Genomic DNA, 20353 nt, shown 5'->3' with positions numbered 1-20353 from the left:
ACGCCGGGGCAAACCCGGCGTTTCTCTTTTCCGGCCAGCGCAGGACGCTTCAGTCGCCGCCCAGCGCCTTGCCGACCACTTCCGCCACGTCCGGCGACAGGCCCTCACTGGCCAGAACCCGTTCGAGCTGGACGCGGATGCTGGCCTGCAGCGCCGGCGTGAAGCGACGCCAGCTTTCCAGCGCGCGCGCCATGCGCGCCGCGACCTGCGGATTCTTCGCGTTCAATGCAATCACCTGCTCGGCCCAGAAGGCGTGGCCGCTGCCGTCGGCGGCGTGAAATTCGCCGGGATTGGCGCGGAAATAGGTGCCCAGCAGCGCATAGACCTTGTTGGGGTTCGACAGGCTGAAGGCCGGGTCGGACAGCAGCGCGCGCACGCGATCCAGCGTCGGTGCAGCCGCATCATCCCAGCGCCAAGCGCCGGCCTGCAGCGCGAACCACTTGTCGAGCACCAGCGCATCGTCGCGATAGCGGGCGTGGAAGGCCTCCAGCGCGGCCTCGCGCGCGGGATCGGTGCTCTGCACCAGCGCGGCCAGGGCACCGAAGCGCTCGGTCATGTTGGTGGCGGCCTCGAAGCGCGCCTGTGCCCTGGCCAGCCCTTCGGCATGGCCGGCGGCGGCCAGGTAGCGCAGCGCGAGGTTCGCGAGCGCGCGGCGGCCCGCGTCGGCGGGGTGGTAGCGGTATTCACCCGGCACTTGCATGGCGTCGAGCAGGGCCAGCCAGTCGGCGGCCAGGCGCTCGCCCAGCGTGCGCGTCAGGCGCACCAGGGCGGCCCGCAGCGCCAGCGGATCGGCGGGCGCCATGCGTTCGAGCAGATAGGCTTCGCCCGGCAACGCCAGCGCCTGGGCGCGGAAGGCGGGGTCGAGCGCACCGTCGCCGAGCAGTGCGCGGAAGGCGGCGACGAAGGCATCGGGCACCGGCGCGGCGGCATCGGCCGCCATCGCCAGCACGACGCGCTCGGCGTAGCGCTGCGCCGCGTCCCAGCGGTTGCAGGGGTCGGCGTCGTGCGCCATGCGGAAAGCCAGGCGCGCGTCGTCCTCATCCAGTTCGAGCACCACCGGCGCCGAAAAGCCACGCAGCAGCGAAGGCACCGGCGCGGCGGCGAGGCCGACGAAGCGGAAGCGCTGCTCGGCCTCGGTCAATTGCAGCACGCGCGTGGCCGCGCCGGCCTGCGCCTCGCCTTCGAGCCGCAGCGGGCAGTCGCGCCCGTCCGGGCCGATAAGGGCGACCGCCACCGGAATCACCAGCGGCAGCTTGTCCGGTTGACCCGGCGTGGCGGGGGTGGATTGCGCCAGCGTCAGCGTGTAGCTGCCGTCGGCGGCACTCCACTCGCCGCTCGCCTTCACGCGCGGCGTGCCGGCCTGACTGTACCAGCGCATGAACTGGTCGAGGTCGAAACCGTTGTTGGCCTCGGACATCACCTCGACGAAGTCGTCGCAAGTCACCGCCTGGCCGTCGTGGTAGCTGAAGTACAAATCCATGCCGTTGCGGAAACCCTCCTGCCCCAACAGGGTGTGCAGCATGCGGATGACTTCGGCGCCCTTCTCGTACACCGTGGCGGTGTAGAAGTTGTTGATTTCCTGGTAGCTGTCCGGGCGGATCGGATGCGCCATCGGCCCCGCATCCTCGGGGAACTGCGCGGCGCGCAGCACGCGCACGTCGTCGATGCGCTTGACCGCGCGCGCCGAGGCCGCGCCCTCCGGTCCGGCCGCACGCGCCAGCATGTCGGCGGAGAACTGCTGGTCGCGGAACACCGTCAGCCCTTCCTTCAGCGTGAGCTGGAACCAGTCGCGGCAGGTGACGCGGTTGCCGGTCCAGTTGTGGAAGTATTCGTGCGCCACCACGCTCTCGACGTTCTCGTAATCGACGTCGGTGGCGGTATCGGGCTTGGCCAGCACGAACTTGGTGTTGAAGATGTTGAGGCCCTTGTTCTCCATCGCCCCCATGTTGAAGTCGGCCACGGCGACGATCATGAAGCGGTCGAGATCCAGCTCCAGGCCGAAGGTCTCCTCGTCCCAGCGCATCGAATGCACCAGCGAATCCATCGCATGCCCGCAGCGGTCGAGATTGCCCGCCTCCACCCACACCTGCAGCAGCACCTCGCGGCCGGACATCGTCCGCACCGTGCGCTCCAGTGCCACCAGGTCGGCGGCGACCAGCGCGAACAGGTAGGACGGCTTCGGGAACGGGTCTTCCCAGCGCGCGTAGTGGCGGCCATCCGGCAGCTCGCCCTGCTCGATCAGGTTGCCGTTGGACAGCAGCACCGGACAGCTCGCGCGCTCGGCCTCCAGCGTGACGGTGAAGCGCGCCATCACGTCCGGGCGGTCGGGGAAGCAGGTGATGCGGCGAAAGCCTTCCGCCTCGCACTGGGTGAAGAAGCCGCCGTTGGACAGGTAGAGCCCCGACAGCGTGGTATTGGCCTTGGGGTCGATGCGGGTGCGCACCTCGACCATTGCGCGATCGCCGTCGGCATCGATCTCGATCAGCGCGCCGCTCTCGCGCAGCGCCTGCGGCGCCTGGCCATCGACGGTCAGCGACAGGCGTTCGAGGTCCTCGCCCCATAGCCGGATCGGCCCCTCGTCCGCATCCGGGTTGCGCACGCACAACATGCGGTTGGTAACGACGGTGGCTTCGGGATCGAGGGAAAAGTGCAGCTCGACGGTCTCGACCGTCCAGGACAGCGGCCGATAGTCGGCGCGCCGGATCGTTGGGGCGTGTTCTGTTTTCATGGTTTCTCCAGCTTCCGCGCGAGAGGCGCGGAAAGGCGGAAGTTTACGCTGTGCGGAGGCCGGAGGACAGCGTGGAAGCTACCGAGTCAGTGATGCAGCTTCTCTTGCAGCCATATCTTGATGAGCGACTGATAAGGCACGTCGCGCGCATTGGCGGCAGCCTTGATGTTGTCCAGCAGATGCTGAGGCAGACGTAGCGAAATGGTGCGGGTGCTCGGCTTGAGATTTGGCAGCACCGCACGCTGCGCTTGAGACCAGTCGAGGTATTGCGTCGAATCGTGTGTTTCCCAGAAATCCCGCTCTTCGGTTTCGCTGGCGAATCCAGGGATGGTCTTGGTCGGCAGGGAGCAGATAATTGGAACCCTGGATTTTGCGGTCACGGGGATTGGTGAGACTCAAGATACGCCGATCACAGGGGACGCTTCTTTACTATGGTCTTTGCGGCCATGTTCATATAGAGCGCCAGATTCAAATCGTAGATCGTCACGCGCCGTTGAGCATCCCAAGTCGTGAGGGATACCATGACGTGATTGAAAACGTTGCGCCATTCGGGATGATGATCCAGGACCTTGCAGTGCTCGGAAACCAGCGCCATGAATTCGGCGGCCTGGTTGAAGTGAGGAAACTTGAACGTCTTGACCAAATACCTGACCTCTGCATTGCCAAAATTGTCGATGTACCACCCGTCGAAATCGTCGTAGCGAAGAATCTGGCCGAGTTCGGCATCAGGCAGCGGCTGAGTGCGCGCTTTCGCAAGATCAGGTTTCGGGTACTCATCGGCATCCGGCCGCTTCTTCAGCGAAAGCCTGACCGCAAGCCTATCCAGGAGCGGGCCTATTGCGGAGGGCCAGCCGGCATAATCGATGTGTTCGGAATGCATTTCGGCCAGAAAGGCAAGCTCCGGCCGTAGGCAAAACTGCCGAAAATCTCTTGCACAATCGGCAAAAAGCGGAATGATCGCACGACCCGCAAGGCCAAAACGGTCCGGCTCGGGCAACTTGATCTCTGCCGTTCGCGAATAGAGCAATTCTTCGACGATCCAGTCCGGAGTGGCCGGAATTTCCTGAGATGCCTCTTGCCTCGGCATCCAGTTCTTCCCAATCAGGACGATCGTCGCATGAGCTCCGTCGATCAAAGCGCGAAGGCGGTCAGGAAATCTGTCGCCCGGCTTCATCTCATCGACATCGACCGACACACGAACGAACTGCAACCGCTTCTCGATCTCGCTCTTCAGCAAGAGGGCGATTGGAGCGGTATCCTGGCGCCGGTAGCTTATGAAAAAAGTAAATGGCTGCACTGAATCCCCCCTGGAGAAACCTTGATGGTTTGATGTTTTTTCCAGGAAATCATCATTACACAGCCCCCCACGAGGCTGCATACCAGTGCTTGCACTTACAAACCTGGATGAAGCCACTCCGCAAGGCGATGCCATCCTGAAACACCGAGCCAAACTCGGAAACACATTCAGCTTCACAATAGATATTGAAAATCGAATGGCAAGATGAATCGGATATAGGTATACCCGCATCAACAATGCCCAGCACATAAGCCTTTCGGCATGACCACGACGAGGACGAGGTCGCCTGCAGAACCGCTCAGGCGAATGCGGACCGGCGCAACCCGCGCTCGGGCAGCCACAGCAAGACAGCTACGGCATTCTCGACAGGCGGAAACTACGCAGCCCCGCGCGCCCGCACGACCGCTTTCTCCGCTTCCACCAGCAGCAGCACCGCCACACCGAAGCCGAGAATCCGCAGCCATGCATCCGGCGCCAGCCCTTCGGTACCGAACAGCGCCTGCATCACCGGCAGGTAGGTGAATGGGATCTGGCAGGCCAGCAGCAGGCCGATTGCCCACAGCACGTAGCGATTGCCGAGGAGGCCCGCACGATTCAGTACCGGACCGGTCAGGCTGCGCATGTTGAAGAGATAGAACACTTCGCCGGCCAGCACCGCGTTGACCGCCGCGGTGCGCGCGGCGGCCAGGCTGGCACCCTGTTCCAGTTCCCACAGGAACAGGCCCATGCCGCCCGCCACCAGCAGCAGGCCGACGAAGACGATGCGCCACAGCAGGAAGCGCGTCAGCAGGGGTTCGCGCGGGTCGCGCGGGCGGCGCTGCATGATGTCGGGCTCGGCCTTTTCAAAGGCAAGCGCCAGCGCCAGCGTGACTGCGGTGATCATGTTGACCCACAGGATCTGCGCCGGGGTGATCGGCATGGTCAGCCCGAACAGCACGGCGAAGAACACGATACCGGCCTGGCCGATGTTGGTGGGCAGGATGTAGGCGACGGCTTTCTTCAGGTTGTCGTAGACGGTGCGCCCTTCTTCGACGGCGGCCGCGACCGAGGCGAAGTTGTCGTCGGCCAGCACCATTTCCGCCGCTTCCTTGGCGGCTTCGGTGCCTTTCCGGCCCATCGCGACGCCGACGTCGGCGCGCTTGAGCGCGGGCGCGTCGTTGACGCCGTCACCGGTCATCGCCACCACTTCGCCGCCGGCCTGCAGCGCCTTGACCAGGCGCAGTTTGTGTTCGGGGCTGGCGCGGGCAAAGATTTCGGTTTCCAGCACGACGCGCTGCAGCGTGGCGTCGTCCATGCGCTCGATCTCGGCGCCGGTGACGGCGCGCACTTCCTGCGCCAGGCCGAGTTGCTGGCCGATGGCGCGCGCGGTGGCGGCGTGGTCGCCGGTGATCATCTTGACCCGAATGCCCGCGCCCAGGCAGGCCTGTACCGCACACACGGCTTCGTCGCGCGGCGGATCGGTGATGCCGAGCACGGCCAGCAGCACGAAGCCGCCCTGCTCCACGTCGTCTAAGCACAAGCCGTCCAGCCGGCCCGGCGCCTGCCGTTCGGCCACGGCCAGCAGGCGCATGCCGCGGGCGGCGGCCTCGTCCATCCGCTGCTGCCAGGCGTCGGCGTCCAGCGGCAGCGGCTGGCCGTCGAGGCCGGTGCAGGTGGCGCACAGCGACAGCACGCGCTCCGGCGCGCCCTTCAGCATGATCCGGGCTTCGCCGCGCTGGTCGTGATGCAGCGTGGCCATGAAGCGGTGCTCGGATTCGAAGGGGATGAGATCGTCGCGTGGCAGTTCTTCGCGCTGCAGTCGAGGGTCGATGCCGGCCTTGAGCGCCAGCGTCGCCAGCGCGCCTTCGGTGGGGTCGCCGACCATGTGCCAGGTATCACCGTCCAGGCTCAGTTCGGCGTCGTTGCACAGCAACGCGGCGCGGCCGATCCGGCGCAGCAGGGGTGCGTCGTCAGGCGGCAGTTCGCGTCCGTCACGTTCGAAGCCGCCCTGCGGTGCATAGCCGGCACCGCTGACGTCCAGATTGCCGTCGGCGGTGATCACGCGCTGCACGGTCATTTCGTTGCGGGTCAGCGTACCGGTCTTGTCGGAGCAGATCACGGTGACCGAGCCGAGCGCCTCGACCGCCGGCAGGCGGCGGATGATGGCGCGCCGCCGCGCCATGCGCTGCACACCGATGGCGAGCGTGATCGTCATGATCGCCGGCAGCCCTTCAGGGATCGCCGCCACCGCCAGGCTCACCGCGGCCAGGAACATCTCGCCCGGTGCATAGCCGCGCAGCAGCGTGCCGAAGGCGAAGGCGCCGAGCGCCACGGCGAGGATCACCCAGGTCAGCATCGCGCTGAAACCCGCCATCTGCCGCAGCAGCGGCGTGGTCAGCGATTCGACTTCGTCGAGCATCGCGCTGATGCGGCCGATCTCGCTGCCGGCACCGGTGGCGACCACCACGCCGCAGCCCTGGCCATAGGTGACGAGCGTGCCGGAATAGGCCATCGAGCAGCGGTCGCCAAGGCTGGCATCGGCGGCGACCGCGTCGGGCGATTTCTCCACCGGCTGCGCTTCGCCGGTGAGCACCGCTTCGTCGATGCGCAGGCTGCGCGCGTCGATCAGGCGCAGGTCGGCGGGCACCTTGTCGCCCGAGGCGAGGAAGACGATGTCGCCCGGCACCAGTTCGCCGGCATCCACCTCCTGCCGCCGGCCATCGCGCAGGATCTGGGCATGGGGCGAGAGCATGTCGCGGATGGCGTCGAGCGCGCGCTCGGCCTTGCCTTCCTGCAGGAAGCCGATGAAGGCATTGATCAGGACGACGCCGAAGATGACGCCCGAATCGACGTGGTGGCCGAGCAGCAGCGTGACGACGCCGGCCACCAGCAATACATAGATGAGTACGTTGTGGAATTGCAGCAGGAAACGCTTCAGCGGGCCGTTGCGGGGCGGCTCGGGCAGCGTGTTGGCGCCGTACCGCGCCAGCCGCGCCGCCGCCTCGGCGGCATCCAGCCCTTCATCGCGGTCGACGCCGAGCTCAGCCAGGCAGTCGTCCGCGGCGCAGGCGTGGGAGTCGGACACGAGTGGAACGGGTGCTGCGGAAGGAAGTGCAGATGACATGGTTTGCCAGGGCGAGAATACCCGCTTGTCCAGCGGACATCCAGCGCCACGAAGTGGATCGCATGCGCCATGCTACTCCGCCAGCGTGGCAAAAGTTCCGCCGGCGCGATGCTGGATGCCGTCTTCGGCCCGCTCAGCCTTTGGCGGCGGGCGGCAGCAGCACGATGCACGAGCCCGCCAGGCGGTCGTGCAGAAACTGGCGGTCGCGGTCGATCAGCGCCCACAGCAGGCCGACGCCGAACAGCAGCACCGACGGCCAGCACAGCGCATAGCGCAGCCAACAGCGGCCCAGCGGCAGGCTGCGGCCATCGGCGGCATCGACCAGCTTCAGGCGCCAGGTCTGCATCGCCAGGGTCTGGCCGTGGCGGCGCCAGTACCAGACGAAATAGGCGCCCAGCACGGCGAAGATGTGCAGCCAGGCGAACCAGCCCGGCGGCGCGATCTGCAAGCCGACCCCCAGCATCAGGTAAGGGACGAGAAAGGTCAGCGCCAGCACGCCGAGCAGCAGCATCGATTCGTACAGCATGCTCGCCAGCCGCCTGCGCAGACCCGCCAGTTCGACGCGCGGGCGCTCGACGGCACCGGCAGACGCGGTCGAGGCCTTGGCGGCGGCGGCAGGACGTTCGGGATTGCGCTTCATGGAGAAAGAAGTCCGGAGGGTCGATCGATGTGCGAAGCGGTACGGGCGCCGGAACAAGCCCTTGTCCGCCTTGACCAAACCCGCCATGGCCGGTAACGTTGCGCGTTTCTTCAAACGATTTGTCGAGTGAGTTTGCGATGGTGCTTACCGGAGCCGAAATTGTAATCAGGTGCCTTCAGGAAGAAAAGGTCGAGTACGTCTTCGGCTATCCCGGCGGTGCAGTACTGTATATCTACGACGCGCTGTTCCAGCAGGAATCCGTGCGCCACGTGCTGGTGCGCCACGAGCAGGCCGCGGTGCACGCCGCCGACGGCTATGCGCGCAGCACCGAGCAGGTCGGCGTCGCGCTGGTGACTTCCGGTCCGGGCGCGACCAATGCCGTCACCGGTATCGCCACCGCCTTCTGTGACTCCATTCCGCTGGTGATCATCTCCGGCCAGGTGCCCACCGCCGCCATCGGCCAGGACGCCTTCCAGGAAGTCGACACCGTCGGCATCACCCGGCCCTGCGTCAAGCACAACTTCCTGGTCAAGGACGTGCGCGAGATCGCGTCGACGATCAAGAAAGCCTTCTACCTGGCGAAGACCGGCCGCCCCGGCCCGGTGCTGGTCGACATTCCCAAGGACGTGTCGATGCACCAGTGCGAGTACGAGTATCCGAAGGAAATCTCGATGCGCTCGTACAACCCGGTGGTCAAGGGCCACTCGGGCCAGATCAAGAAGGCCGTGCAGCTGCTGCTCGGCGCCAAGCGGCCGATGATCTACACCGGCGGCGGCGTGGTGCTGTCGAACGCGGCCGAACAGCTCACCAAGCTCACCCGCCTGCTCGGCTACCCCGTCACCAACACCCTGATGGGCCTGGGCGGCTACCCCGCCGGCGACCGCCAGTATCTCGGCATGCCGGGCATGCACGGCACCTACGAAGCCAACATGGCGATGCACTACTCCGACGTGCTGCTGGCCGTCGGCGCCCGCTTCGACGACCGCGTCATCGGCCTGCCCTCGCACTTCGCCGAAGAGCCGCGCAAGATCATCCACATCGACATCGACCCGTCGTCGATCTCGAAGCGCGTCAAGGTCGACGTGCCCATCGTCGGCGACGTCAAGGAAGTGCTGGAGGAGATGATCCGCCAGCTCGAAAGCGGCGAGGCCCGCCCCAACCCCGAGGCGCTCGCCGCCTGGTGGAAGCAGGTCGACGAATGGCGCGGCCGCAACTGCATGGTCTACAAGAACTCGGACGAGATCATCAAGCCGCAGTTCGTCGTGCAGAGGCTGTGGGAAGTGACCGGCGGCGAAGCCATCGTCACCTCCGACGTCGGCCAGCACCAGATGTGGGCCGCGCAGTACTACCCCTTCACCAAGCCGCGCCGCTGGCTCAACTCCGGCGGCCTGGGCACGATGGGCGTCGGCATGCCCTACGCGATGGGTGCGCAGCTCGCCCACCCGGACATGCAGGTCGCCTGCATCACCGGCGAAGCCTCGATCCAGATGAACATCCAGGAGCTGTCGACCTGCAAGCAGTTCCGCCTGCCGATCAAGATCTGCAACCTGAACAACCGCTACCTGGGCATGGTGCGCCAGTGGCAGCAACTGTTCCACGGCGGCCGCTACTCCGAGTCCTACATGGATTCGCTGCCCGACTTCGCCAAGCTGGCCGAATCCTACGGCCACGTCGGCATCCGCGTCGACAAGCCCTCGGATGTCGAAGGTGCGCTGCGCGAGGCCTTCACCACGCACAAGAACGAGCTCGTGTTCCTCGACTTCCAGGTCGACCCGACCGAGAACGTCTACCCGATGGTGCAGGGCGGCAAGGGCCTCACCGAGATGATCCTGTCCGCCGAAGACCTCTAATCCAGGACCGAACACACCATGCGTCACGTCATTTCCCTTCTGATCGAAAACGAATCCGGCGCGCTGTCGCGCGTCTCGGGCCTGTTCTCGGCGCGCGGCTACAACATCGAGTCGCTGACCGTGGCACCGACCGAAGACGCCTCGATGTCGCGCATGACCATCGTCACCACCGGCTCGGACGACATCATCGAGCAGATCACCAAGCAGCTGAACAAGCTGGTCGAGGTGGTCAAGGTGGTCGACATCTCCGAGGCGGCGCACATCGAACGCGAGCTGATGCTGGTCAAGATCCGCGCCACCGGCAAGGATCGCGAGGAGATCAAGCGCACCGTCGACATCTTCCGCGCCCGCATCATCGACGTCACCGACGCCTCCTACGTCGTCGAGCTGACCGGCAACCAGGGCAAGCTCGACGCCTTCCTCGGCGCCATCGAGCCCGCCCTGATCCTCGAAACCGTGCGCTCGGGCGTGTGCGGCATCGGCCGCGGCGACCGCGTGCTCAAGCTCTGACCCACCCCACACCGCAAACGAAAGGACGAACATGAAGGTTTATTACGACAAGGACGCCGACCTCTCCCTCATCAAGGGCAAGAAGGTCACCATCGTCGGCTACGGCTCGCAGGGCCACGCCCACGCCCAGAACCTGTCCGACTCGGGCGTCAAGGTCACCGTCGGCCTGCGCAAGGGCGGCGCCTCGTGGTCCAAGGCCGAAGGTGCCGGCCTGCAGGTCAAGGAAGTGGCGGAAGCCGTCGCCGACGCCGACGTCGTCATGATCCTGCTGCCGGACGAGAACATCCCCGAGGTCTACAAGAACGACGTCGAGCCGAACATCAAGCAAGGCGCCGCGCTGGCCTTCGCCCACGGCTTCAACGTGCACTACAACCAGGTCGTGCCGCGTGAAGACCTCGACGTGATCATGGTCGCGCCGAAGGGCCCCGGCCACACCGTCCGCTCCGAATACCTGCGCGGCGGCGGCGTGCCCTCGCTGATCGCGGTGTACCAGGACAAGTCCGGCAAGGCCCGCGACATCGCCCTGTCCTACGCTGCGGCCAACGGCGGCACCAAGGGCGGCGTGATCGAGACCGACTTCAAGGAAGAGACCGAAACCGACCTGTTCGGCGAACAGGCCGTGCTGTGCGGCGGTGCCGTCGAGCTGGTCAAGATGGGCTTCGAAACCCTGACCGAAGCCGGCTATGCGCCCGAAATGGCCTACTTCGAGTGCCTGCACGAGCTGAAGCTGATCGTCGACCTGATGTACGAAGGCGGCATCGCCACGATGAACTACTCGATCTCGAACAACGCCGAGTACGGCGAGTACGTGACCGGCCCGGAAGTCATCAACGAGCAGTCGCGCGCCGCCATGCGCAACGCCCTGAAGCGCATCCAGACCGGTGAATACGCCAAGATGTTCATCCAGGAAGGCCGCAGCAACTACCCGAGCATGACCGCTCGCCGCCGCCTGAACGCCGAGCACCCGATCGAGAAGGTCGGCGCCCAGCTGCGCGACATGATGCCCTGGATCAAGGCCAAGGCCCTGGTCGACAAGTCGAAGAACTGATCTTCGCGCGCCCTTGCGGCGTACAGAGGCCGGAACCGCATCATGCGGCTCCGGCCTTTTTCTTTTCAGCCTGCTTCCACTACCGCCGCGGGCTCGGCCTCCCGCCGCAGCAATTCCCGCTTGCGCTCCACGCCCCAGCGATAACCCGACAGATCGCCGTCGCGGCGCACGACACGATGGCAGGGAATGGCGACGGCGATGGGGTTGGCGCCGCAGGCCGCACCGACGGCCCTTGCTGCACGCGGCGCGCCGATGCGCTCGGCGATCTCGGCATAGGTGGCCGTGGCGCCGGCCGGAATCGCGCGCAAGGCCTGCCACACGCGTTCCTGGAAAGCCGTGCCGCGCACGTCCAGCGGCAGGTTCAGGCCGATGACAGGCATCTCGACGAAGCCGACGACCTGCGCCACCAGGCGTTCGAAATCGGCATCGCCACCAACCAGTTCGGCCATGGGAAAGCGGTCCTGCAGGTCGCGCACCAGGGCATCGGGATCGTCGCCCAGCAGGATGGCGCAGATACCGCGCCGGCTCTGTGCGACCAGGATGGCACCCAGCGTGCATTGGCCGACGGCGAAGCGGATCTCGGTTCCGGTGCCGCCGGCCTGGTAGTCCCGCGCGCGCATGCCGAGGCGCTGGTTCGAAGTCTCGTAGAAGCGGCTGCTGGTACTGAAGCCGGCGCCATAGATCGCATCCGTCACCGAGGCCGCCGGCTCGCCCAGTTCCTCGCGCAACCGGGCGGCCCGCCGGGCGGAAGCATAGGCTTTGGGCGTCACCCCCGTCTCGGCCTTGAAAATGCGGTGGAAATGCCAGGGGCTCATGCCGGCCTCGGCGGCCAGCGCATCGAGTCCGGGCGGCGGTTCGCTTTCCTCGATCCGGCGGCAGGCCTGCGCCACCAGCGCAGCCCGTTCGGCCGCAGCGGTCGTCCTGTCGCCATGCGCGCGGCGGCTGGGGCGGTAGCCGGCAGCCTCGGCGGCTTCGGCCGAATCGAAGAACTCGACGTTCTCGCGCCGCGGCAGCCGGGCCGCGGAGCTCGGCCGGCAATACACGCCCGTGGTGCGCACGGCGTAGACGAAATGGCCGTCGGCCTCCGGGTCACGCGCCTGCACCGCCTGCCAGCGCGAGGCTTCGCTTGCATAAGGCGATGGAGTCTGGAGATTCGCGTTCATGGCTTTGTCCTGCGACACTTGATCATGGTGCCAGCTTAGGCTGCCATCCGACTACGGGCACTCCGAATCTTGCGGTCGAATTTTCCTCCGCCGCAGAGACGCACCATTTACGCAAGGATCCCCGCAAAACCCGCCGCCTCGGCCTGGAAACGTTCCACCAGCCAGTCCGCCGTCGCCGCGACCCGCGCCTGCGAGCGCGCATCCGGGTGGATCAGCATCCACAGCTCCCGGCTCAGCACCGGCCGGGCGCCGGTCAGACGAACCAGGCCGGGCACGGCATCGGCGAGGAAGCACGGCAGCACGCCGTGGCCCACGCCATCGGCCACCGCGCGCGCCAGCCCCCTCAGACTGTTCGAGCGCAGGCGGATGCGGCCGCTGCCGAGCATGGATTGCAGATAGCGCATTTCCGGCGTGTGGGCGAGATCCTCGTTGTAGGCCACCCAGTCTCCGGTCCGTACCGGCAAATCGCCCCGTGCAGCGCCATAGACGGCGAAGCCGACGTCCGCCAGCTTGCGGATCAGGAAGTCGCCGCTGGCCGGCCGTGCGAGGCGGATCGCGATGTCGGCCTCGCGCCGGGCGACGTTGAGGTTGTCGTTGCTGGCGATGACGTCGACGCACAGCTCGGGATGGCGGGCGCACAGATCCCGCAGTCGCGGCACCAGCCATTCGCCGACGATGGCAGCCACCGCGGTGATGCGCACCACGCCGCCCACCTTGCCCGCGCCAGCCTCGGCGACGCGCACCACGCCGGCCATGTCCTCCTCGATGCGGCCGGCCCGTTCCAGCACGCGCAGGCCGACCGCCGTGGGCTGCCAGTGGCCGTCGCCACGCTCGAACAGGCTTGCGCCCAGCGCGGTTTCCAGCGCTTTCAGGCGGCGGGCGACGGTGGTCTGGTCGACACCGAGCCGGCGCGCCGCCGCTGCCAGCGTGCCCTCCCGGCCCAGCATCACGGCAAAACGCAGATCATCCCAGTTCATCGCCACGGCAACCCCTTTTCCGGCCTCCTGATCCGCATCGGCTCGCATCAGGCGACTCGGCACGCCCTTGTTCGGAAGCCCTCTCGCCCTGCAAATCTGCATGGATTTCCGGCAGAAATGCCTATTCACGCAGGCAGCGGCAAAGTATAGCCTCCCATCACCGTCGCATCTGCAGCGCCAGGCGACGCCGACATCATCAGGAGACGACACATGAGCACCGCATCCACCACCCTGCGCCAGTTGACCGGCCAGCCCGACACCCCTGCCCCCCTGTCCGAATCGGCGCTGATCATCGTCGATGCCCAGAACACCTATCGCGAAGGCATCATGCAACTGACCGGCGTCGAGCCGGCGCTCGATCAGTGCGCGACGCTGCTGGCCCGCGCGCGGGCACTGAAGATTCCGGTGCTGCACATCCAGCACGACGCCGGCCCCGGCACCCCCTACGACGTGCGTGCCGAAATCGGCGCCATCGCCGACAAGGTCGCGCCCGCAGACGGCGAGGCGGTGGTGGTCAAGAATTATCCGAACTCCTTCATCGGTACCGACCTGGACGAGCGCCTGAAGGCCGCCGGCGTCAAGAACCTGGTGGTGACGGGCTTCATGACCCACATGTGCATCAACTCCACCGCCCGCGGCGCCTTCAACCTCGGCTACGCCGTGACGGTGCCGGCCGCCGCCACCGCGACCCGGCCGCTGGCCGCACCGGACGGCTCGGTGGTCAGCGCCGAAAGCCTGCAGGCGGCCGCACTGGCGGCATTGGGCGACCTGTTCGCGGTGGTGGTACCGGACGAAGCGGCCATTGTCGACTGAGGCCGACTGAAGCCCCCCTCGGCCGGCGCCGGTTTCCCCGCCGCCGGCGGCACGGCTAAACTGCCTCCCTGCAACCGGCTGCAGCTTTTCGCACGCGGCCGGTTTTCACGCCCAAGGAGGTTTTCTTCATGCCCATGTTCATCGACACCTCGCCGCCCGGCCAGTGCATCTTCTGCCGCCTGGTCGCAGGCGAGATTCCTTCGGCCCGCGTCTTCGAGGACGAACTCACCATCGCCTTCATGGACATCGGCCAGGTCAATCCCGGCCACGTCCTGGTGGCCACCAGGCGCCATGCCGCCACGCTGTTCGACATCACGCCGGACGAAGCCGCCGCGGTGGCACGGACGGTGAAGCGTGTCGCCCACGCGGTACGCGACACCTTCGACCCGCCCGGCCTGACCCTGCTGCAGGCCAACGGCCGCGAAGGCGATCAGACGGTGTTCCATTTCCACATGCACGTGGTGCCGCGCCACAGTGACGACGGCATCGCGCTGTCATGGCCGCGCAAGGATCCGCCGGCCGACGTGCTGCAGGGCTACGCTGCGCAGTTGCGCGACGCCCTCGCCAGGAGCTGATCGGCAGCGCCCAGCAGCGATTCGGCGCAGCGCGGGCGGCGGACTGCTAGAATCGAATTCCTGCAGAACCATTAGTGTCCACATGGACGATCCCGACCGCATGCCCCTGATCACGCCCGACAAGCGCCGCCGCGGCATCTACATCCTGCCGAACCTGTTCACCACCGCCGCCTTGTTCGCCGGTTTCTACGCGATCGTGCAGGCGATGGACCAGCGCTTCGAGATCGCGGCAGTGGCAATCTTCGTCGCCATGGTGCTCGACGGCCTGGATGGGCGTATCGCGCGCCTGACGCACACCCAGAGCGAGTTCGGCGCCGAATACGATTCGCTGGCCGACATGGTGTCCTTCGGCGCGGCGCCGGCCCTGGTGATGTACGAGTGGGCGCTGCGCGACCTCGGCAAGCTCGGCTGGATCGCGGCCTTCATCTACTGCGCCGGCGCCGCGCTGCGGCTGGCACGCTTCAACACCAACATCAGCGTCGTCGACAAGCGCTACTTCCAGGGCCTGCCCAGTCCCGCCGCCGCGGCGCTGACCGCAGGCCTGGTGTGGGTCGGCATCGACAACGGCTTCACCGGCGACGAGCTGAGCGGCTACGCCTGCGTGCTGACGATCTTCGCCGGCGTGTCGATGGTCAGCAACGTGCTGTTCTGGAGCGGCAAGAGCATCAATCTGCGCAAGAGCGTGCCCTTCATCGTGCTGATCGCCTTCGTACTGGTCTTCGCGCTGATTTCCAGCTATCCGCCGGGCATCCTGTTCGGCCTGTTCCTGGCCTATGCCGCTTCCGGCTACGTGATGTGGGTGCTGCGCTGGAAGCGGCGCAAGGACAAGCGGGCCAGCGCAATGGCCCCGGCCGCACCTGCCCCCCAGGCCGACGGCACGGAACCTCCCGCCGCGGCCGATGACGACGCCTCCCCGAGGAGCTGAACATGAAAGACCAACTGATCATTTTCGACACCACCCTGCGCGACGGCGAGCAAAGCCCGGGCGCATCGATGACGCGCGAGGAAAAGCTGCGCATCGCCCGCCTGCTCGAACGCATGCGGGTCGATGTCATCGAGGCGGGCTTCGCCGCCGCCTCCAACGGCGACTTCGAATCGGTGCGCTCGATCGCCGAAGCGGTCAAGGAATCCACCGTCTGTTCGCTGGCGCGCGCCAACGAAAACGACATCCGCCGCTCCGCCGAGGCCATCGCGCCGGCCGCCCGCGGCCGCATCCATACCTTCATCGCCACCAGCCCGATCCACATGGAGAAGAAGCTGCGCATGACGCCCGACCAGGTCATCGAGCAGGCTGTGAAGTCGGTCGCGCTGGCGCGTCAATTCACCGACGACGTCGAGTTCTCGGCCGAGGACGCCGGCCGCTCCGACATCGACTTCCTGGTACGCATCTTCGAGGCCGTGATCCAGGCCGGCGCGAAGACCATCAACGTGCCCGACACCGTCGGCTACAACGTGCCGGAGCAGTACGCCGGCACCATCCGCACGCTGATCGAGCGCGTGCCCAACTCCGACAAGGTGATCTGGTCGGTGCACTGTCACAACGACCTCGGCATGGCGGTGGCGAACTCGCTCGCCGCCGTGCACGCCGGCGCGCGCCAGGTCGAATGCACCATCAATGGCCTGGGCGAGCGCGCCGGCAACGCCTCGCTGGAAGAAATCGTCATGGCGGTGCGCACCCGCGGCGACGTGTTCCCGGTCGAGACCCGCATCGACACCACCCAGATCGTGCCGGCATCCAAGCTGGTATCGCAGGTCACCGGCTACCCGGTGCAGCCCAACAAGGCCATCGTCGGCGCCAACGCCTTCGCCCACGAGTCCGGCATCCACCAGGACGGCGTGCTGAAGCACCGCGAAACCTACGAGATCATGCGCGCCGAGGACGTCGGCTGGGGCGCCAACAAGCTGGTGCTGGGCAAGCATTCCGGCCGCAACGCCTTCCGCGCGCGGCTGCAGGAACTGGGCATCGAGATCGCCGGCGAGGAGCACCTGAACCACGCCTTCTCGCGCTTCAAGGAACTGGCCGACAAGAAGCACGAGATCTTCGACGAAGACCTGCACGCGCTGATGCGCGACGAAGCGATCACGCCCGAGACCGAGCATTACCGCCTGGTGTCGAGCCGCTTCCATTCCGAGACGGGCGAAACGCCGCTGGCCGAGCTGACGCTGGTCATCGGCAACACCGAGCACCGCACCCAGTCCGAAGGCTCGGGACCGGTCGATGCCGCCTTCAAGGCCATCGAGGGCGTTGCCAACAGCGGCAGCCAGCTGCTGCTGTATTCGGTCAATGCCATCACCACCGGCACCGATGCCCAGGGCGAAGTCACCGTGCGCCTGGCCAAGGAAGGCCGCGTGATGGACGGCCAGGGCGCAGACACCGACATCATCGTCGCCTCGGCCAAGGCCTATCTGAACGCGCTGAACAAACTGCAGAGCACTGCCCCGCGGCTGAATCCGCAGGTTTGAGCGTGAATGATGGGTTTCGCCTTCGGCCCGCCCCATCCTGCCCGTGATCGTCGCGCAGGATGGGGCGGGCCGTGCAGCCAGGGCACAGCGAAACCCATCAGCCCACTATTCCCTGGGCACCTGCCGCGACGGCGCGGTGTTGCGCGCATAGTACATCGTGCCGAGGAACAGCAGCACCGACAGCGCGATCTCCACGCCCGCCAGCACCCCGGTCAAACCCGGATCACTGGCGCGCAGCACGCCTTCGGTGAAGTACAGCAGCGACAGCATCGACACCCATTGATGGGTGTAGCGCTTGCCGCGCAGGATGCCGAACACCGCCGGCAGCAGCGGCACCGCCTTCAGCATCATCCACGAGCCGCCGGGGCGCAGCGGCGCGAGCCAGCCTTCCCACAGCACGCACAGCGCGATCAGCGCCAGCAGGCTGATGCTGGCAACGAGGTTGAGCAGGCGCGGACTCATCGCTCACCCGCCAGCCGCAGCGTCACTTCGGCCAGGCGGCGCCCCTGGGCGCGCGCCAGTTCGATCTCGTCGGCCGTCAGCACCGGCAGGCCGTCCATGCCGGCGACGTGGGTCGCACCATAGGGCGAGCCGCCGCTGCGCGTGGTGTTGAGCCGTGTTTCGGAATAGGGAATGCCGAGCAGCATCATGCCGTGGTGCAGCAGCGGCACCATCATCGTCAGCAGCGTGCTCTCCTGCCCGCCATGCTGGCTGGCGGATGACGAGAACACGCAGGCGGGCTTGCCGATCAGCGCGCCATTGGCCCATTCTCCCGCCAGCCCGTCGAGGAAATACTTCATCGGCGCCGCCATGTTGCCGAAGCGGGTCGGGCTGCCCAGCGCCAGGCCGGCGCATTCGACCAGGTCGCGCGGCTCGACGTAGGCCGGGCCGTCGGCGGGTATCTCGTCTTCCACTGCCTCGCACACGGTCGACACCCGTGGCACGGTCCGTACCCGTGCCACGGCGCCGGGCACCTGATGGATGCCGATGGCGATCTGCTCGGCCAGCGCGCGGACCGAACCGCGATGGCTGTAGTAAAGGACGAGTATTTCCTGCATGGCTGCGCGCGAGAATCGGGAGGCGCGGATCATACCATTGGGGGCGCACCGGCCGCGCCACGCAGGCCTTGCCGCCCAAGTCGAGGCACGCCAACCTGCATCACGCCGATCCGTGCCAGCGCGGCCCGATCCACGCGGCCCGGCCTGCCATCAGATCGGGTAGGGATCGATCTCGTAGCGGAACAGTTCGACACTGGCAGTCTGCATGTCCAGTCCCAGGGCGCGCCCCTGCGCCACATACACGCGCGCGCCTTCGCGCACGAAGACGAAACGGCGCGAAGCATAGGTTCCGGCGGGTGCGAGGAAAGCCGGATGACGGCGCATCGGCTCCATGGCCGGCAGCGCCAGCGCAGGCACCACCCCCCGCAGCGTGGCCCCGCGGAAAGCCACCTGCACCGCGTGATAGGACGGCGCCAGCATCTGCAGCCCCAGTTCGATCCGGCCGGACGCTTCGCTGCGCACCCAGCGCACCACGCACACCGCCCAGGCCTCATCCGCCTGGCGTCTGACTCCGAGCACGATACCGGCAACGATTTCCGCCGGCCGGCCGGTACCCGCCCCGGTTTCCGTGATGCTCATGATCGCGTAGCCGCCCGGGCTTTCGTTGAGCACCTGCCATTCCAGCACCCGTCCGCCCTCGCTGCGCCCTCGCCCGAGCTCCCACAGCCCGCGCAGACCCAGACAAACCTGGATCGCATAGTGCTGGGGCCGCCGGGGCTGTATCCGCAGCGGGGAGCTCACCCAGCGTTCGCGCAGGGTGCGCAGCAACGCGAGCAGTTCGACCGGCGTCAGGCCCGGCGGCAGTTCCTCATCCCCTGCATCCAGCAGCTCCACTTCGAGCGTGTCGCCGGTGTTCTCCGCGGCAGCGATCACCGTTTCCAGGTGCTCGACATGCTCGCCGAGCACGCGCGCAAGCGGTACGAGGCTGAAGTGGCGCACGTCGCCTCCCGCGGGCGCCAGCCCACGCGCCACCGATACCGGCGCCGTATCCGTCCCCAGTACGATCCACCAGGCACCGACGAGCGACTCGCCCTCGGCCTGCAACTGCAGCTCGGGCAGGCCGCTGCCGAGGAAATCGGCGATCCAGGCCAACTGGCGGGCCGTCAGGCTCTCGGGAGACGCGGCGGCGATCGCCGCCATGGTGAAATAGGACGCATCGCCTTCGAGCTCGGCCGCCACGCGGTTGGCGAGCGCCCACAAGCCAGGCGGCGCATTGGCAGCGGACATCGCCGCCACGACGAAAGCTTCGCAGCACAGCACCAGCCCCAGGCGCCGGCCGTCTTTCCAGGCACGCAAATCCGGCGCAGCCGCGGACTGCAGGCTTTCCAGCCTCCGTGCCATTTCCGCCAGGGTGGCGGAAATGTCGATCGACGCTCGATGCAGGACGGGCGGCAAAGGCAGGCTGGCCTCCTGCAACTGCGCACGAATGCGGCTGCTGATGTCCAACCCCCGCGCCGCGCCCCCCTCCAGGCAGCAGCGCAGTACCTCATCCGCCAGCCCGCTGCCGCACGGCAGTTCCCCGAGGCGGGTACGCAAGCCTTCCAGGTCGTCGACGACCTCGTCGGCGGGTTCGGATTCCAGCCAGCGCAGGAAATCGCCCGCTTCGTCGTCAACAGCAGAAAGTGGAGCCTGGATCATGGACAGAAAACGTTGCAGATGTTCATTTATTGCATTTTAGTCATATTTGAGAATGCACGACTTTTCTCTTCGAGCAACTCGGAACGTGCCGGAACAGGCATCATTCCGCAAGTGCTCGCCCGCCATGCTTCCTCTTGTTCGACAAAACACGCGCAGCTTGATCCCGGCAGCGTTTTGCACTAGAATTCGCCGTTTTTCGCATCCACCGATCAGGAAAATCAGATGGTCGTCATTCGCCTTGCCCGTGGTGGCGCCAAAAAGCGCCCGTTCTTCAACATCGTCGCCGCCGATTCCCGCAATCGCCGTGATGGCCGTTTCATCGAGCGCGTCGGCTACTACAACCCGGTTGCCTCCGGCGCCGCGCAGAGCCTGGTGATCAACGCCGAGCGCCTGGCCTACTGGCAGCAGAACGGCGCCCAGCTGTCGCCGACCGTTGCCCGCCTGGCCAAGCAGGCCGCCAAGGCCGCTGCCTGAGCAGCGACGATCCCGG

The 20353-nt window shown here is 66.7% G+C and carries 18 protein-coding genes; 8 read left to right on the top strand and 10 right to left on the bottom strand.

What is annotated here, in order from left to right:
• Positions 1 to 49: 49 nt before the first annotated feature.
• The 5 genes from pepN to ACNQFN_RS07490 form a co-directional block, all read right to left on the bottom strand.
• Positions 50 to 2728, bottom strand: a complete 2679-nt coding sequence (gene pepN, locus ACNQFN_RS07510) for an aminopeptidase N (protein ID WP_418648424.1) — start codon at positions 2726 to 2728, stop codon at positions 50 to 52.
• 86 nt (positions 2729 to 2814) lie between these two features.
• On the bottom strand, positions 2815 to 3108 hold the full coding sequence (locus ACNQFN_RS07505; protein WP_217999536.1) for a BrnA antitoxin family protein: 294 nt from the start codon (positions 3106 to 3108) through the stop codon (positions 2815 to 2817).
• 29 nt (positions 3109 to 3137) lie between these two features.
• Positions 3138 to 4106 (bottom strand): 4a-hydroxytetrahydrobiopterin dehydratase, encoded by a 969-nt coding sequence (locus tag ACNQFN_RS07500; protein ID WP_418648423.1) that lies wholly within the window; start codon positions 4104 to 4106, stop codon positions 3138 to 3140.
• A gap of 295 nt (positions 4107 to 4401) precedes the next feature.
• On the bottom strand, positions 4402 to 7128 hold the full coding sequence (locus tag ACNQFN_RS07495; protein ID WP_418648422.1) for a cation-transporting P-type ATPase: 2727 nt from the start codon (positions 7126 to 7128) through the stop codon (positions 4402 to 4404).
• Between the two features lie 133 nt (positions 7129 to 7261).
• On the bottom strand, positions 7262 to 7768 hold the full coding sequence (locus ACNQFN_RS07490) for an RDD family protein (protein ID WP_083953410.1): 507 nt from the start codon (positions 7766 to 7768) through the stop codon (positions 7262 to 7264).
• 119 nt (positions 7769 to 7887) lie between these two features.
• Here ACNQFN_RS07490 and ACNQFN_RS07485 point away from each other — a divergent pair, with 119 nt between their 5' ends.
• From ACNQFN_RS07485 to ilvC, 3 genes are read left to right on the top strand one after another with little or no spacing between them, the layout of a single operon-like run.
• Positions 7888 to 9618, top strand: coding sequence for an acetolactate synthase 3 catalytic subunit (locus tag ACNQFN_RS07485; protein WP_418648421.1), 1731 nt, complete (start codon positions 7888 to 7890; stop codon positions 9616 to 9618).
• A gap of 18 nt (positions 9619 to 9636) precedes the next feature.
• The gene (ilvN, locus tag ACNQFN_RS07480; protein WP_068634978.1) at positions 9637 to 10128 is read left to right on the top strand and encodes an acetolactate synthase small subunit; all 492 of its coding nucleotides are present in this window, start codon (positions 9637 to 9639) and stop codon (positions 10126 to 10128) included.
• Between the two features lie 31 nt (positions 10129 to 10159).
• Positions 10160 to 11176: a ketol-acid reductoisomerase gene (gene ilvC / locus ACNQFN_RS07475; protein WP_068634979.1), complete on the top strand. Its 1017-nt coding sequence runs from the start codon at positions 10160 to 10162 to the stop codon at positions 11174 to 11176.
• A gap of 65 nt (positions 11177 to 11241) precedes the next feature.
• On the opposite strand, the gene ada is transcribed toward ilvC, so the two are convergent.
• Together ada and ACNQFN_RS07465 are read right to left on the bottom strand one after the other, a co-directional pair.
• A complete protein-coding gene (ada, locus tag ACNQFN_RS07470) occupies positions 11242 to 12339 on the bottom strand; it encodes a bifunctional DNA-binding transcriptional regulator/O6-methylguanine-DNA methyltransferase Ada (RefSeq protein WP_068634980.1) in 1098 nt (365 codons plus the stop codon).
• Positions 12340 to 12446: 107 nt separating this feature from the next.
• Entirely contained in the window at positions 12447 to 13316 is an 870-nt protein-coding gene (locus tag ACNQFN_RS07465; RefSeq protein WP_068634981.1) for a LysR family transcriptional regulator, read from the bottom strand.
• A 210-nt stretch (positions 13317 to 13526) separates the two neighbouring features.
• On the opposite strand from ACNQFN_RS07465, the gene ACNQFN_RS07460 reads away from it, so the two are divergent.
• The 4 genes from ACNQFN_RS07460 to ACNQFN_RS07445 all read left to right on the top strand — a co-directional run bounded on the left by ACNQFN_RS07460 (position 13527) and on the right by ACNQFN_RS07445 (position 17167).
• A complete protein-coding gene (locus ACNQFN_RS07460; protein ID WP_068634982.1) occupies positions 13527 to 14129 on the top strand; it encodes a cysteine hydrolase family protein in 603 nt (200 codons plus the stop codon).
• 128 nt (positions 14130 to 14257) lie between these two features.
• Positions 14258 to 14704 (top strand): HIT family protein, encoded by a 447-nt coding sequence (locus ACNQFN_RS07455; RefSeq protein WP_068634983.1) that lies wholly within the window; start codon positions 14258 to 14260, stop codon positions 14702 to 14704.
• 82 nt (positions 14705 to 14786) lie between these two features.
• A complete protein-coding gene (pssA, locus tag ACNQFN_RS07450) occupies positions 14787 to 15629 on the top strand; it encodes a CDP-diacylglycerol--serine O-phosphatidyltransferase (protein ID WP_068634984.1) in 843 nt (280 codons plus the stop codon).
• A 2-nt stretch (positions 15630 to 15631) separates the two neighbouring features.
• Positions 15632 to 17167 carry a 2-isopropylmalate synthase gene (locus ACNQFN_RS07445; RefSeq protein ID WP_418648420.1) on the top strand — a complete coding sequence of 512 codons (1536 nt, stop codon included), beginning with the start codon at positions 15632 to 15634 and terminating at the stop codon, positions 17165 to 17167.
• A 105-nt stretch (positions 17168 to 17272) separates the two neighbouring features.
• Here ACNQFN_RS07445 and ACNQFN_RS07440 read toward each other — a convergent pair whose 3' ends face one another.
• The 3 genes from ACNQFN_RS07440 to ACNQFN_RS07430 all read right to left on the bottom strand — a co-directional run bounded on the left by ACNQFN_RS07440 (position 17273) and on the right by ACNQFN_RS07430 (position 19863).
• Complete coding sequence (locus tag ACNQFN_RS07440) at positions 17273 to 17629, bottom strand: DUF2069 domain-containing protein (RefSeq protein WP_418648419.1); 357 nt, start codon at positions 17627 to 17629, stop codon at positions 17273 to 17275.
• Positions 17626 to 18225 (bottom strand): NAD(P)H:quinone oxidoreductase, encoded by a 600-nt coding sequence (gene wrbA, locus ACNQFN_RS07435; protein ID WP_068634987.1) that lies wholly within the window; start codon positions 18223 to 18225, stop codon positions 17626 to 17628. The genes ACNQFN_RS07440 and wrbA overlap by 4 nt, the downstream gene beginning before the upstream one ends.
• 150 nt (positions 18226 to 18375) lie before the next feature.
• On the bottom strand, positions 18376 to 19863 hold the full coding sequence (locus ACNQFN_RS07430; protein ID WP_418648418.1) for a hypothetical protein: 1488 nt from the start codon (positions 19861 to 19863) through the stop codon (positions 18376 to 18378).
• 222 nt (positions 19864 to 20085) lie between these two features.
• Between ACNQFN_RS07430 and rpsP the strand changes: the two genes are divergently transcribed.
• On the top strand, positions 20086 to 20337 hold the full coding sequence (gene rpsP, locus ACNQFN_RS07425; protein ID WP_263459744.1) for a 30S ribosomal protein S16: 252 nt from the start codon (positions 20086 to 20088) through the stop codon (positions 20335 to 20337).
• Positions 20338 to 20353 lie beyond the last annotated feature (16 nt).

Source organism: Thauera butanivorans (genome assembly GCF_048398245.1).
Lineage (GTDB): Bacteria > Pseudomonadota > Gammaproteobacteria > Burkholderiales > Rhodocyclaceae > Thauera > Thauera butanivorans.
Note: the sequence above shows the minus strand (reverse complement) of the source record. Positions and strands in the feature narration are given on the sequence as shown.

Coding starts and splice junctions, on each gene's coding strand:
- pepN (WP_418648424.1), bottom strand. CDS start 2,728: ATGAAAACAGAACACGCCCCAACGATCCGGCGCGCCGACTATCGGCCG.
- ilvC (WP_068634979.1), top strand. CDS start 10,160: ATGAAGGTTTATTACGACAAGGACGCCGACCTCTCCCTCATCAAGGGC.
- ACNQFN_RS07465 (WP_068634981.1), bottom strand. CDS start 13,316: ATGAACTGGGATGATCTGCGTTTTGCCGTGATGCTGGGCCGGGAGGGC.
- wrbA (WP_068634987.1), bottom strand. CDS start 18,225: ATGCAGGAAATACTCGTCCTTTACTACAGCCATCGCGGTTCGGTCCGC.
- pssA (WP_068634984.1), top strand. CDS start 14,787: ATGGACGATCCCGACCGCATGCCCCTGATCACGCCCGACAAGCGCCGC.
- rpsP (WP_263459744.1), top strand. CDS start 20,086: ATGGTCGTCATTCGCCTTGCCCGTGGTGGCGCCAAAAAGCGCCCGTTC.
- ACNQFN_RS07490 (WP_083953410.1), bottom strand. CDS start 7,768: ATGAAGCGCAATCCCGAACGTCCTGCCGCCGCCGCCAAGGCCTCGACC.
- ACNQFN_RS07455 (WP_068634983.1), top strand. CDS start 14,258: ATGCCCATGTTCATCGACACCTCGCCGCCCGGCCAGTGCATCTTCTGC.
- ACNQFN_RS07445 (WP_418648420.1), top strand. CDS start 15,632: ATGAAAGACCAACTGATCATTTTCGACACCACCCTGCGCGACGGCGAG.
- ACNQFN_RS07430 (WP_418648418.1), bottom strand. CDS start 19,863: ATGATCCAGGCTCCACTTTCTGCTGTTGACGACGAAGCGGGCGATTTC.
- ACNQFN_RS07440 (WP_418648419.1), bottom strand. CDS start 17,629: ATGAGTCCGCGCCTGCTCAACCTCGTTGCCAGCATCAGCCTGCTGGCG.
- ACNQFN_RS07495 (WP_418648422.1), bottom strand. CDS start 7,128: ATGTCATCTGCACTTCCTTCCGCAGCACCCGTTCCACTCGTGTCCGAC.
- ACNQFN_RS07460 (WP_068634982.1), top strand. CDS start 13,527: ATGAGCACCGCATCCACCACCCTGCGCCAGTTGACCGGCCAGCCCGAC.
- ACNQFN_RS07500 (WP_418648423.1), bottom strand. CDS start 4,106: ATGCAGCCTCGTGGGGGGCTGTGTAATGATGATTTCCTGGAAAAAACA.
- ada (WP_068634980.1), bottom strand. CDS start 12,339: ATGAACGCGAATCTCCAGACTCCATCGCCTTATGCAAGCGAAGCCTCG.
- ilvN (WP_068634978.1), top strand. CDS start 9,637: ATGCGTCACGTCATTTCCCTTCTGATCGAAAACGAATCCGGCGCGCTG.